The 13,832-nt window shown below is 41.4% G+C and carries 9 protein-coding genes; all 9 read left to right on the top strand.

Features of this window, described 5'->3' with window-relative positions:
• On the top strand, positions 1 to 1,818 hold a 1,818-nt coding region (locus FA047_RS20370; protein ID WP_394347547.1), incomplete at its 5' end, for a hypothetical protein.
• A gap of 99 nt (positions 1,819 to 1,917) precedes the next feature.
• Positions 1,918 to 5,679 carry a hypothetical protein gene (locus FA047_RS00005; protein WP_136833942.1) on the top strand — a complete coding sequence of 1,254 codons (3,762 nt, stop codon included), beginning with the start codon at positions 1,918 to 1,920 and terminating at the stop codon, positions 5,677 to 5,679.
• A gap of 18 nt (positions 5,680 to 5,697) precedes the next feature.
• A complete protein-coding gene (locus tag FA047_RS00010) occupies positions 5,698 to 6,201 on the top strand; it encodes a hypothetical protein (RefSeq protein ID WP_136833943.1) in 504 nt (167 codons plus the stop codon).
• Positions 6,202 to 6,204: 3 nt separating this feature from the next.
• The gene (locus FA047_RS00015; protein WP_136833944.1) at positions 6,205 to 7,503 is read left to right on the top strand and encodes a gliding motility-associated C-terminal domain-containing protein; all 1,299 of its coding nucleotides are present in this window, start codon (positions 6,205 to 6,207) and stop codon (positions 7,501 to 7,503) included.
• 2 nt (positions 7,504 to 7,505) lie between these two features.
• Entirely contained in the window at positions 7,506 to 8,477 is a 972-nt protein-coding gene (locus FA047_RS00020; RefSeq protein ID WP_136833945.1) for a PorP/SprF family type IX secretion system membrane protein, read from the top strand.
• Between the two features lie 25 nt (positions 8,478 to 8,502).
• Entirely contained in the window at positions 8,503 to 10,446 is a 1,944-nt protein-coding gene (locus FA047_RS00025) for an OmpA family protein (RefSeq protein ID WP_136833946.1), read from the top strand.
• Between the two features lie 206 nt (positions 10,447 to 10,652).
• Positions 10,653 to 11,384: an NUMOD1 domain-containing DNA-binding protein gene (locus FA047_RS00030; protein ID WP_136833947.1), complete on the top strand. Its 732-nt coding sequence runs from the start codon at positions 10,653 to 10,655 to the stop codon at positions 11,382 to 11,384.
• A 67-nt stretch (positions 11,385 to 11,451) separates the two neighbouring features.
• Positions 11,452 to 12,360: an AraC family transcriptional regulator gene (locus FA047_RS00035; protein ID WP_136833948.1), complete on the top strand. Its 909-nt coding sequence runs from the start codon at positions 11,452 to 11,454 to the stop codon at positions 12,358 to 12,360.
• An 18-nt stretch (positions 12,361 to 12,378) separates the two neighbouring features.
• A complete protein-coding gene (locus tag FA047_RS00040; protein WP_136833949.1) occupies positions 12,379 to 13,830 on the top strand; it encodes an alpha-L-fucosidase in 1,452 nt (483 codons plus the stop codon).
• Positions 13,831 to 13,832 lie beyond the last annotated feature (2 nt).

Here is a 13,832-nt window from a genome sequence, read left to right on the forward strand (position 1 = left end):
ATAGACGGTAAAAACGGTATTGATGGTAAATCAATTACTGGAGGTACTGGTGCTCCAGGGGCTGGAACAGGCGCCAATGGCGATACTTATGTGAACACGACTACAGGTGATGTTTATACAAACGTAAACGGAACCTGGACTGTAACAGGAAATATCAAAGGTCCGAAAGGAGACAATGGTATAGACGGTAAAAACGGTATTGATGGTAAATCAATTACTGGAGGTACTGGTGCTCCAGGGGCTGGAACAGGCAACAATGGAGATACTTATGTGAACACGACTACTGGTGAGGTTTATACGAATGTAAACGGTACCTGGACTGTAACAGGAAATATCAAAGGTCCGAAAGGAGACAATGGTATAGACGGTAAAAACGGTATTGATGGTAAATCAATTACGGGCGGTACTGGTGCTCCTGGAGCTGGAACAGGCGCCAATGGCGATACTTATGTGAACACGACTACAGGTGATGTTTATACAAACGTAAACGGTACCTGGACTGTAACAGGAAATATCAAAGGTCCGAAAGGAGACAACGGAGCAGCAGGTCCGGCGGGAGCAGTTGGTGCAACAGGACCTGCAGGAACTAATGGAACAAATGGTGTTGATGGTAAATCAATCACGAGCGGAACTGGTGTTCCAACCGGAGGCAACAATGGCGATACTTATGTGAATACCACTACAGGTGATGTTTATACAAACGTAAACGGTACCTGGACTGTAACAGGAAATATTAAAGGTCCGAAAGGAGACAACGGAGCAGCAGGTCCGGCGGGAGCAGTTGGTGCAACAGGACCTGCAGGAACTAATGGAACAAATGGTGTTGATGGTAAATCAATCACGAGCGGAACTGGTGTTCCAACCGGAGGCAACAATGGCGATACTTATGTGAACACGACTACAGGTGATATTTATACAAACGTAAACGGTACCTGGACTGTAACAGGAAATATTAAAGGGCCGAAAGGAGACAACGGAGTAGCTGGCCCGGTTGGACCACAAGGTCAAGGAGGTCTTTTGGAAAATGGCTTAAATACAACCGTTACTGGTGGTGGCGTAACCGGCAATGCCTATAAGGTGAATGTTGCTACAGCAACTGGCACTACTTTAGGAGTCGTGAAACCAGGAACAGGATTAACAATTGATGGAACTGGAACCATTTCAGTTACTCCTGCTGCTCAAACCAATACGACGTTGGCATTTAATTCAACAACAAGTATCTTAACTTATACTAATGAGCAGGCTAATAATCCAACTATAGATCTAACGCCTCTTAAAGTGGAGCCTTGGCAAATACAAACCACTACCAATAAAGCAACAGCTAATGGAGATGATATCTATCAAACGGGTAGCGTGGCGATTGGGGTAAATACTATTCCAGCCATCACGGTTGGCGCTGTAACTGTAAACCCAAAATTCCATGTAGCGGGTGATATTTCTACTACTGGTAAAATATACACTACCAATAGTGTCTATGCCGATTATGTTTTTGACTATTATTTTGATGGATTCTCTAAGATCTATGATAAATATAAATTTAAGTCACTGAAAGAAGTTGCTGAATTTATCAAGGCAAATAAACACTTGCCAGGTGTAACACCAATAAAAGATATTACGAAAACTGAAAATGGTTATACGCTTGATTTGACTCAATTATCCATGCAACAGCTGGAAAAATTAGAAGAGTTATATCTCCATGTAATTGAGATAAATACTAAGATGACGGAGAAAGACGAAGAAATTAAAGTGCTTCAAGAAAGGACTAAATCTTTAGAAGATCGACTGATCAGATTAGAGCAATTGATCAATAAAAAATAGTTTTTATTTTTTAGAATCACTTGACATGGATATCAGTCAAGTGATTCTAAAATATCCCTAACCAAAATGGTAAACATGATAAGGTTAACAAAATACATAATGAAACAAATGTTAATGAATACATTACCCTTAGCGGGAGTTGTACTGCAATTTTTTTCCACTGCTGTCAAGGAGAGATTAAGCTTATCCATCCAAAAAATAGTATTTGGAATTTCAGTAATGGTATTGGTGTTTTTTGCAGGCAATTCAGGATTCGCTCAATGTTCCGCTGCAGGAAGTGTAACTGCAACTATTACTACAACACCAAATACCTGTGCCGGCAATGGTACCATTAAAGCTACATTTAGTAGTGCTACAAATATTACCATTCAGCTAATTAAAGGAGGCTCCATACAACAGGCTGTTAATAATCCTGTAAGTCCTTACACTTTTACAAATTTACAGCCCGGAACTGACTATGAGGTGAAAATTGTTTGTTCAAATAATAACAGTATTGTCTATTCTGCTAATCCTAATGTTACGGTTGCAGATAGCTATGTGTCTATAAGCGATGCTAGTATTGTTGTTTCTAATCTCTGTACTAATTTTACCCAGGGAGGTACCTTAACCGTGGGTAGTGTTATAGGCGGAACCGGACCTTATCAATACTCTTTTGTTTTATCAAACGATCCAGCCTATGCTGATGCTTCTAGTGTATATACTACGAGTAACACGAAAAATGTTACTGCATTTGGTACCTATCAGATCCGTGTAAAAGATGCGTGTGGAAATTACAAAACATTTACGAAAACGTTAACACCTACATTAGAGCCGATTAAGTTTTTCTGGAGATCAAGAAAAATTTGCGCCCCAAATAGCCCTAAAAAAGCAGAAATGTATGCTTGGTATGGTTTTGGCGCAACTACAGGCAATTCGGTTTCTGTAAATGATTATTTAAGCCCGGGTATTAAAATGGAAATTAGGGATACTAATGCTTCAGGCGCCATTTTATTTAATGGAACTTATACGGGTAACCCTATTGCTTATACTGAATCAACAAGCCATATATATTATATAACTACTACAAATGCTTGTGGTTTAACAGCGTCTTATATACATGATTTAACATATTTAGAAGCAAACCCTGAGTTTAATAATTTTCTAGCTACCTCTGGTAATGCCGGTTGTGGTGCTGCAGAAACCATGTCTATCTCTGCCAGTTTTGTTGAGCAGTTTTATTGGAAATTTCCCGTTACGGTAATCATAAAAAATGCTGCTAATGTTCAGGTAGGTGCTCCAGTTACCGTTGATTATTACGGTATTGCAAATTTTACAAACCTTCCTTTAGGAACTTATACGGTAACCGCAACAGATCAGTGTGGTGAATCGTTAACTAAAACAGTAACTAGTCCAGTAAGTAGCGGTACACCAGTATTGTCTATTTATCAAACTACAAATTGGAGATGCGACCCTTTACAACCATTAATAACTACGGGTACAGTGCAAGCGGTTATTCAATTTTCGGGCTATATACCAGATAGGGCAAATGCTGTTGTAAAAATTGTTAGCGGACCTTCCAACGTTGGAGTTAGTGCTTCACTAATTGATGGCCAATATTATGGATGGACCAATATGGCGCCAGGAACGTATAGCGTCTCTGTAAAAAGTTGTGGGGTTGAAAAATTTTATCCCTTAACTATTTCTGCTTCAGATCCTGGTTTATTGAAACAATCCTTAAGCTCAACAGGCACCTCTTTTTGTTCGGGTGGTGGAAATATTAATTCTAATAAAATATACAATGGTGCCTATACAAATACCGTAGAATTGCTAAATCTATCGGGCTTGGTAGTCGCGTCACATGTGCTGGGAAATTTCACGAACATTCCTGCCGGTACCTATACTACCAGGATAAAAGTTGTGGCGTGTAATTCCACTTATTATATACCGGGTAGCACGGTAACCTTAACAAATTCTACGACCGGTCCTAAAATTACATCAAGTACCGGGGTGATTTGCGAAAGTGGTGCAGGAACTCCTCTAACAACGGGCTCTGTTTATTTAAATTTAGCGGGTGTTGCTCCATTTACGGTGCAATACAGGGTTCAGGGTTCGAGTGCTGCCTATACCGTTATCAATACATCAAATTCTAGCTTACAGATTGATAATTTAGTTGCAAACACCACTTATGAAGTGAATTTGAAAGATGCCTGTGGCGGAAACTTTCCCACTACTGTGCAAATTAAAACGGTGGGTGTGTTAACTACAAATAATAACGCACAGCCTTGCATTGGATCTCCTTACACTTTATCTATGCCCGAATATGCTGGTGCAACTTACCAATGGATAAATTCTGCAGGAACAGTGCTTTCTAATACACGATTTTATGAATTTGCCTCTTACTTGGCGGCTAATGATGGTGTTTATACTTGTAAAATATCTTGGGGTAATTGTGTTACAAGACTTGCAACAGTAACACTAAATAGTGCATTATGTGGTCAGCCAATTGGTGTTTGTGGAACAATTGATACTGATAAAGATGGAATATTTGATTTTTGCGATTTGGACGATGATAATGATGGGATTTTAGATGCTAACGAGTGTGGTCCTGTAGAAAAAGTTATAAATGGATTTAATGGGCCAGGGGTAAGTTTTACTGGCTGGACAAGAGACCCAAATCCAAATGGCTGGATAGCAAGTTCTGGTATCGCCATAGAATCATCTTATGATGGACCTGGGGTGCATACGATTAAACAAACAGTAAATGGCCTTATACCTGGTAAAACCTATGCCCTAACCTTTGATGCTTTTGCTTTAGGTCTAACAAATACAAATCCTAATACGCTTAGTGTGACTATAGATGGAATTAGTTACTATAGCAAAACAGCAGGTGTCGATATAAATTTTGCTGTACAAGGTGAAAGTATTGGTTTTACACCCACCGGTACGAGTGTCACAATTGAATTTATTTCCACTGTAACAGGTACTTTGGGTAGCACTGGTAGAGATGTTTTTGTTAGGAAGGTTAGTATTATAAATTGTGAAAAGGATACCGATAATGATGGGAAACCAGATTATTTAGATTTAGATTCGGATGGAGACGGTTGCCCTGATGCCATAGAAGGTAGTGAAAATGTAACCAAGGCTCAGTTGAATCCCGATGGAAGTATTAATATTGCTACAACAGGCGGTGTCAATGCTAATGGTGTACCAAACTTAGTTAACACAGGCGGAACAGCTGATAATGGCAGCAATACAATTGGCCAAAGCTTGGGCAATTCAGCAAATGTTAATTTAAAGGATCCTGCTTGTTATAGCCTGGTCTTAAACGCTGATAATTATCAGGGAATTACAGGTGTCGCATTTACTACAGCTAACATCCTTGTCAACGATTTGTTAGATAATGTAGTTCCGGTTATTGGAACGACGCCAGGCTTGGTTACAATAAGCCAATCAGGTGTTTGGCCGGCAGGTATTACATTAAATACTACTACTGGTGCGGTTAATGTTGCAAACACTGTACCTGGAGGAGTTTATGTAGTAAACTATCAGACCTGTGTCAACGGTACAAGTCCAACGCTATGTCAAACTCAAATCATAACCATTACTTTATGCGGTAAATTTCCTCTTGCCGGTACTCCTGATGCTTACACAAAAACGGGTATTTCCAATTTAGAAGGTTTTGCCAATGGATGGCCTGGTAATGTGCCAAATGGGTTTATTGCCATTGAATCTAAGAATAAGGGATTTGTAATCACCAGGGTGTCGTCGTCAGCAGCTATTTTATCACCTATTGAAGGAATGTTGATTTATGATATCGCTGCCTCATGTATAAAGCTGTACAATGGCACAATCTGGAATTGTTTGCAAAAAAGCTGTAATTAATTATTTAAAACAAATAGCATGAAACGAATTTTAATACTATCGATTTTATTGTTTAGCTATAGTGTTGGCTTAAAAGCCCAAACAGCTATAGAGAAAAGAACTGCCGATGGTTCATCCGTGATCGACTTTGCTGCGGGTACTACTAAAGGTATCATTCTCCCGGCTGTAGAAACCTTGCCGGCAACACCAGCTAATGGAACTTTTTTATTATATAAAATAGATCAAAAAATCAAAATGTACCAAAATGGTGCCTGGATAGATTTGTCAGAAGCTGGTAGTACTACAGCGATTGTACCTTACAGTGGAAATGTGGATAATGGTAAAAAAACCATTATAGGAAATCGTACAACAACAGCCGATGGTGTGCTGGTATTAGAAGCTTCAGATAAAGCAATGATTTTACCTAAGGTTGCTAATCCTCATCTAACCGTTAAAGGCCCTTATCCTGGTATGATGTGTTATGATACGATCAGTAAATCACTAGCTGTTTTTGATGGTAAACTTTGGAACTTTTGGAAATAAGGTATGAAAATTAAAATATTATATACGCTAATTCTCGTTGCACCATTCCTTTTCCGTAGTGCTGTACAAGCCCAGACGGGTTCAGGGAGCACAACAGTGGACAATTCGGTTGTCACGATAGCTGCTGGAACTATCGAACAGCGTTTTTCTGAAGGCAGTTACTTCGGTCCTCAGGCCGAATGGGTAATTGAAGGTGTTCTGGAGATTTACAGTAAAAACATATGGATTGCACCGGGAGCTACTTTTAGGGGCGGTGGCAAGATTGTAATTTACAATCCCGGGGCAAATCCATTTTATGTAGACATGGCCAGTGGCCCTACAAAAATAGATGGCAATAATGGGGCTTTTATTGACCTGCTGATAGAGCACCGCAATGCAGAAAATCTGGTTCTGGCCGAGGTATCAGACCCGGGTTATAAAACTGTAAACCCTACGGGTGCAACGGCCGCCGCTTTAAATATTGGTAAAGAGATAGCGCTGTCAGTCAATAACGCCGACATCATCCTGAACGGACATAACCTTGCTTTTAATTCAGCTGGTAAGATCAGTAATTATAATGCCGATAGGATGGTGGTGACCAGTAACAGTACAGATGGTCATATGATCAAAGAGTATGCTACGGGATCATCTTTCGTATTTCCTGTAGGTATTGCCGAAGGAGATTATACCCCGGCAACACTTAGCCCGCTGAGCGCTGGGACATTGTTTGTAAGCGTTCAGAATTATAGCGGGTCGACCACATTCAGTAAAGGTTTAAAGCCTGAACTGGGTATGGACAGGAGCTGGCAGATCTATGGCAATAAGCCATTGCGGGTTGATATGACCCTGCAACACAATCAGAATACCAACGGCCAATTATTTAAAGATCCAAATGCAGCTGTTTCGCAATATTTAAGTGGATCCAAATGGGATTTTCTAAAAACAACCAATCCCCAGTCGGGCGTTCATACGGGTTTAGGGGTTAATGTGGTATCGGATATGGCCGGCAATAGCAGCTGGTTTACCAAGTATGGTGTCTCAGGTTCGACGCTGATGATTCCTAACTTATTTACGCCAAATGGAGATGGTAACAATGACGTATTCGAGGTACGCGGTATTGAGTTGTTTGCAGCAAATGACCTGGTTATTGTAAACCGCTGGGGAAATGAGGTATTCAAACAAACCAATTACAGGAATACCTGGGCAGGAGAAGGCCTGAACGAAGGTACTTACTACTATGTATTACGGGTGAAAGAAAGCCTGAACAGTGACTGGAAGATCTTTAAAGGTTACATCACACTGATCAGGGCATTTAATAAGTAACAATGAGAAAATTTAAGATATTAATAGCAGCATTACTGCTATTTGGAGTACAGCGTGCCGATGCGCAGCAGGATGCCCAATACAGTCAGTATATGTTCAATGGGATTTACATTAATCCTGCTTATGCCGGCTATAAAGAACAACTGAATGTGCATAGTTTTTACCGCGCGCAATGGACAGGAATTACAGGTGGTCCAAGAAGCATGTCGCTGGCTGTTGATGCGATAGCCAATGATGGTAATGTGGGCTTGGCCCTGCAGGTTGCCAGCGACCGTCTTGGTGCACAGAGTAATTTGACGGCCTACGGGAATTACGCTTATCGTTTGAAATTGAACGAAGATGGCACCTCTCGTCTTGCTTTTGGAGTAGGTGTCGGTCTGGTTCAGATGGGAATAGACGGATCTAAATTGAATCCAAATGATCCTGAGATGTACCAGCCGGCGGGTGTACAAAGTAAAGTTGTACCAGATGCACGTGCAGGTGTATATTATTCCAATAGTCGTTTTTATGCGGGCTTTTCTGCCGACAATATGATTGCACAGGCCATTAAAGTAGAGGCAGATGGTTTTATTGCACAACCTAAGCCCCATTATTATTTAACTGCAGGTATGCTAGTCCCTTTGTCAGAAGGTATACAGCTCAAACCTTCGTTCCTGTTAAAGGATGATCGTGCAGGTCCTACAAGTTTGGATGTCAATGCTTTCGTGTTATTCAATGATATGATTTGGGTAGGTGGTTCCTACCGTACCGGAGTGAAGCTGTATGACAAAAGCTATCTCGATAAAAACCTGAGCAACCAGAACTCTGCAGTTGCAGCAATGGAGGTATTCCCAATTAAGAACCTAAGGGTGGGATATGCTTATGATTTTTCTGTAGGCGCATTAAGGGGTTATAGTGGAGGCACACATGAAATTTCTGTCGGCTATTACTTCAATAAGAAAAACACCAGGATGCTTACCCCCCGTTATTTCTAAACAGGATTTAAAAGAAGAAGAAAAGATGAAAAGAAGCTTATTGATCAGTATATCTGCATTGTTGCTGTTCTGTATACCTGCAAAATCGCAGTATGTACTTAACGAGGCTGATGCGCAATATAATTTATACAACTATGTCAGGGCGATTGATTTATATGAACAGGCTTATGCTAAGAAAAACACCTTGCATGCCGCCGAACGTTTGGCCGAAAGCTATAGCCATACCAGGAATTATAAGGAGGCTGAAAGCTGGTACGCCATTGCTTCGGGTATGATAGGCAGTAAGCCTGAGCATGTGCTGGGGTATGCAAAATCATTAGTCAATAACAGTAAATACAGTGAGGCTAAAAGCCAATTTAAAAAATATATAGACCTGAAAAAGGATGTTGCCCCCGCCCAGCAGGCGTTATGGCTTCAGTCCTGTGATTCGGCTCAGAAATGGATGCAACATCCTGTGTCCATTAACATTCAGAATGTCAGGGAAATGAATAGTACATTTTCTGATTGGGGAGCAGTTTTAAATAATGGACTGGTCACCTTTACCTCAGACAGGGGAGTACGAGCAGATTCGCAAAAAGGAGGTGGCCGGCCTTTTTTAAAGTTTGATTCAGGAAAGACCCCGGATAAGAATGTCTACGGCTGGACCGGTAATTCCTACCTGCGCCTTTATGAATTTCAAAACGCAGGGAATACCGATAATTTAGCTTTATTTCCATTTGATGCCGGCACCAGTTACCACGTAGGTGCAGCAAGTTTTACCAGTGACGGTAAAGAAATGTTTTTTACATTAACCCGCATTCCAAAAGACCTGCAATATGGTAAAGGCGGAATGGCGACAGTAAAAGTGGAGATCTACAGCAGTAAAAAAGCTGAAGATGGCAAATGGGGTAAGCCGGTAGCTTTTAAGTACAACAGTCCGAATGCTTACTCTGTCGGCGACCCATTTATCAGCAAGGACGGTAAGACTTTGTATTTTGTATCCGATATGCCCGGAGGCAAAGGCGGGACAGACATTTACTCGGTTCACAGAGGTGGTGAAGGTGAATGGTTGATGGCGAACAACATGAGCTCATTGAACACCGGAGGTAATGAACGTAGCCCCTCTGCTGATGAGGCTGGAGATTTCTACTTTAGCAGTGACGGACTGGCTGGTATGGGTGGTTTAGATGTATTCAAGTCCGCCGCCCAGGGCAGTGGTTTTGGTAAGCCATTAAATCAGGGCTATCCCGTAAATTCCCCTCAGGATGATTTTGCGTTCAATATGTATACCGCTACAGCGGGCTATCTGTCGTCCAACCGGTCAGAAGGCCTGGGTAGTGATGATATATACAGCATCACCCGTCAGATTATCCAGGCCATTAAGCTGGAGGGACGTGTGTACAATAAGAAAACAGGTTTACCATTAAGTCAGGCATTGGTTACATTGAAAAATAACGACGGACAAACATTAAAAGTAAGTACCGATGAAAGCGGTTACTATTCTTTTAACATAGATAGGGAGGTTTCCTATAATGTACTGGCAGAAAAGACAAATTTCAGAAGTGCAGATACGAGTTTTGTAACCCGGGTTTCTTTGGTCAAGGATTTTTACCTGGTGCCTGTTGAGCTCAACAAGCCTATCCGTCTGGAGAATATTTACTATGATTTTGATAAGTCTAATATACGTCCTGATGCAGCAATAGAGCTGGATAAGCTGGTGAAAATTATGCAGGAAAATCCTACAATGTGGATTGAGCTGGGCTCGCACACTGATAGCCGTGGTAACGACCAGTACAATCAATGGCTGTCTCAAAGCCGGGCCAATTCAGCTGTTCAATACATTATTGACCATGGAATTAGTAAAAACCGGATTACGGCTAAAGGCTATGGAGAGTCGCAGTTGTTAAACCGTTGCGGGAATGGGGTGAAGTGTTCTGAAGCTGACCACCAGTTAAACAGAAGGACGGAGTTCAAAATTGTAAAGTACTAAACGATAATGGTCATCATTGCTTAAAGAACGTTTTGCAATTAGTTTTAGTTGGTTAGTGTGGTTGGGTGCCTTTTTTAAAGGCACCCTTTTTTATTCTTATTCTAGTCCATTTTAATTGGGTAAGATTCATAAATTAAAATATATTTGTCAATAAGAATTGATTACTATAGCGAATAATATAAGAGGGTAAGGACTTCTTTTAAGGGATGAGTAGCGACGAAGAAATACCAAAAAAAGCAATCTCAACTATCAGCAGGTATAGTTTGAGTGGAGTATTGCTGGCAACCTATTCGAATGCCAGGATTGCTGCGGAGGCTATTGGAGGAAGTTGGAGCTATATTTCCGGCGCTGCTTTCCTTCCAAAAAAGGTGCACACCGCTTATGGCTACATCTGGAGGCGTGGAAATGCCCCCCAAATCGATATTACGGATTTAACTTCACGGCGCTTACACAGGAGTTCTCCCCTGGGCAAAAAACAAAAGGTTGTTGGTCAATACGACTTAAACGGAGATTTTGTGAATTCATATGTGGATACAAAGGAAGCAGGCCGTGCAGTTGGAGTACATTATCAGGGAATCCGCAAAGTGATAAAAGGCAGGGGCCTGACATACGGAGGATTCATCTGGAGCAGCGAAATCAAAAAGAAAATAAAAGTCAATCCCAGAATCGTGCTTGATACGACTATTTCACAGTACGATCTCGATGGCAAATGGATTAGGTCATTTGAAAATCCATTTATGGCCAGTAAGCTAACAGGGGTAGATAACAGCAGCATTGCACAGGCTTTAAATGGTACAGTGCTTACTGCAGGTAAGTATCTTTGGCAGAAAGGCGCGCGGCTCCGCATTAATATCAATGAGTTGCGCAGACATGAACGTTATAAAGGATCGGTGCTTGAAAGTCATATGAAAAAGAAACGGGCACTTAAATCAGGTTAAGGTACCTGTGATTTAAAATCTGTTCTCTTGGCAGCTTCTTCCTGCTTATTTTTTTACTTTTACAAATATGGTTCATCAACGAAAGGATGGTTTTGAAGGACAAAAACTGATTAGTTTACCAGGCAGTATTTATAAAAATGCCAGGCAGACCAATCCTTTGCTGAGCCAGCTATTTATTACACATATTGGCTACTTTCCGAAAGCAGCCTATCATTACCGTGAGCGCAAGAAAGGTTGTGATGACAACATCCTGATTTATTGTCTGAGCGGAAAAGGCTGGTATATGATTGGCAACAAAAAATATACGGTAGGGCCTAACCAGTTTATCCATTTGCCGGCTACTTCTGAATACATGCTTTATGGTGCTGATGAAGAAGACCCATGGACCATATACTGGGTGCATTACAGCGGAAAGGACATGGCGACCTTTAACAAATCGCTGAGCATAAAAGAGAAAAACGGGCCCGTAAACATTACATTTAATGAAAAAGCTATAGGTATTTGGGACAATATGTACCAGAGCCTGGAAATGGGATACAGTAAGGACAATCTTTGCAATGCTAACCTTTGCTTATATCATTTTTTAGCTACTTTTTTCTATCCTGAAAAGCACCTGAAATCTGCCGGTGAGCGCCAGCCTGATGTCATCAACAGCACCATTCACTACATGAGGTCTAACCTGCAAAAGCGCATCAACATTGATGAGTTTGCTGCCCTGAACCACCTGTCTGCATCTTACTTTTCTTCGCTTTTCAGAAAAGCTACGGGTATGCCGCCAGGAGATTATTTTATACAGCTTAAAATGCAAAAGGCTTGTCAGATGCTTTATGATCCGGGATTTAAAATCAAGGAAGTTGCCTATTCGATTGGCTATGATGATCCGCATTATTTTTCCAGGATTTTTAAAAAGCTGATGGGGATCTCACCCGAACAATACCGTTACCTGAGAACTAAAGACACCAAACCACACTCATAGTCTACACAAAAAAACACCATGAAATACTTCCTCAGTTACTTATGCTTTTTCTTGTTTTATATTGCGGTACAGGCTCAATCCGTTAATCCGAATCCTAACCCGCTGCAAAAGCAGGTGATCAAAAGAGGCTATGGGTTATTTATGCATTTTGGGATCAATACCTTCAACCAGACAGAATGGTCGGATGGAACTTTGCCTGTCTCATCTTATCAGCCTACTGCGTTAAATTGTGATCAATGGATTGCAGATGCTAAAGAGGCAGGTGCCCGTCATGTAGTGCTTACAGTGAAACACCACGATGGCTTTTGCCTGTGGAACAGTCAGTATACTGATTATGATGTGGCAGCATCACCGGTAAAAACCGATGTGGTGAAAGCGGTAGCCGATGCATGTAAAAAATACGGAGTCCAGTTTGGGATCTATTATTCGCTGTGGGACAGGCACGAACCTTCGTATAAGGCGGCTGATAAGAAAGAATACATTAAGTATATGAAAAACCAGCTTACCGAACTGCTGACTAACTACGGTCCGGTTTGTGAGCTATGGTTTGACGGTGCCTGGGATAGGAAAGCGGAGGACTGGGATGTTTCGGGTTTGTATGAACTGACCAAGAAGTTACAGCCCAATTGTGCCTTTACCTTTAATCATACGATTGGTGTGGGTCAGAATGCCAAAGGAATCGGACAGCCCCGAAACTTTAAAGAAGGGGATGTCATCCGTTTTTACCCGGTTGATTTCAGGACAAAAGACCCAAACCTGGTTCGCTCGGATGATCCGAAAATATACAGCTATGGAACGCAGTCTTATTATTTGCCATTTGAACATACGATTTGCTTGTCTGACCGTTGGAATTGGTTTCAAAAGAAAGATATCATCGCTGCACGTCCCTTAGATGAACTGGAGCAATTGTTTTACTGGTGTACTTCCAATGACAATGTATTGCTGCTAAATTACCCGCCTGATCAGACAGGGCAGCAGAGGGCAAATGAGCGTGAACGTTTGCTGGAGCTGGCAGACAGGCTGGGGATCCGTGGAGGTAAGAAGCCTTTGCCTAAGGCAAAAGTGAATTTGGCAATGGGGCAACCGATAATAGCTACCAGTTCGGCACCGGAAAAGCCTGCTGATAAAGCAAATGATACAGATATGGAGAGTTATTGGATGGCTGCGGAGGACAAATCATCACTTGAAATCAGCTTTAAAAAGCCTCAGAAAGTTAGGCAGATCTCTCTGCTGGAGTACGCAGACGTGAAAGACCTGGGTGATGGGTTTTCTTCGGAACGCAGCTTTAGAACAACTGCGTTTAATGTGGAGGCTTATATTGGCAGTTCGTGGAAAACGATTCATGAGGGAACGACGATCGGAGCATGTCTGACTTTTAAGCTAAAAAATCCGGTTCAGGCTCAAAAGGTTAAAATCAATATTCTTGCAGCAACAAAGCCTGTTGGTTTCTATCATATTTCAATAGAATAATC

The sequence above is a fragment of the Pedobacter frigoris genome (assembly GCF_005116445.1).
In the GTDB taxonomy this organism is placed as follows: domain Bacteria; phylum Bacteroidota; class Bacteroidia; order Sphingobacteriales; family Sphingobacteriaceae; genus Pedobacter; species Pedobacter frigoris.

Excerpts from the sequence above, each read along its gene's own strand:
- FA047_RS00005 (WP_136833942.1), top strand. The coding sequence starts at position 1,918 with ATGAAACAAATGTTAATGAATACATTACCCTTAGCGGGAGTTGTACTG.
- FA047_RS00010 (WP_136833943.1), top strand. The coding sequence starts at position 5,698 with ATGAAACGAATTTTAATACTATCGATTTTATTGTTTAGCTATAGTGTT.
- FA047_RS00015 (WP_136833944.1), top strand. The coding sequence starts at position 6,205 with ATGAAAATTAAAATATTATATACGCTAATTCTCGTTGCACCATTCCTT.
- FA047_RS00020 (WP_136833945.1), top strand. The coding sequence starts at position 7,506 with ATGAGAAAATTTAAGATATTAATAGCAGCATTACTGCTATTTGGAGTA.
- FA047_RS00025 (WP_136833946.1), top strand. The coding sequence starts at position 8,503 with ATGAAAAGAAGCTTATTGATCAGTATATCTGCATTGTTGCTGTTCTGT.
- FA047_RS00030 (WP_136833947.1), top strand. The coding sequence starts at position 10,653 with ATGAGTAGCGACGAAGAAATACCAAAAAAAGCAATCTCAACTATCAGC.
- FA047_RS00035 (WP_136833948.1), top strand. The coding sequence starts at position 11,452 with ATGGTTCATCAACGAAAGGATGGTTTTGAAGGACAAAAACTGATTAGT.
- FA047_RS00040 (WP_136833949.1), top strand. The coding sequence starts at position 12,379 with ATGAAATACTTCCTCAGTTACTTATGCTTTTTCTTGTTTTATATTGCG.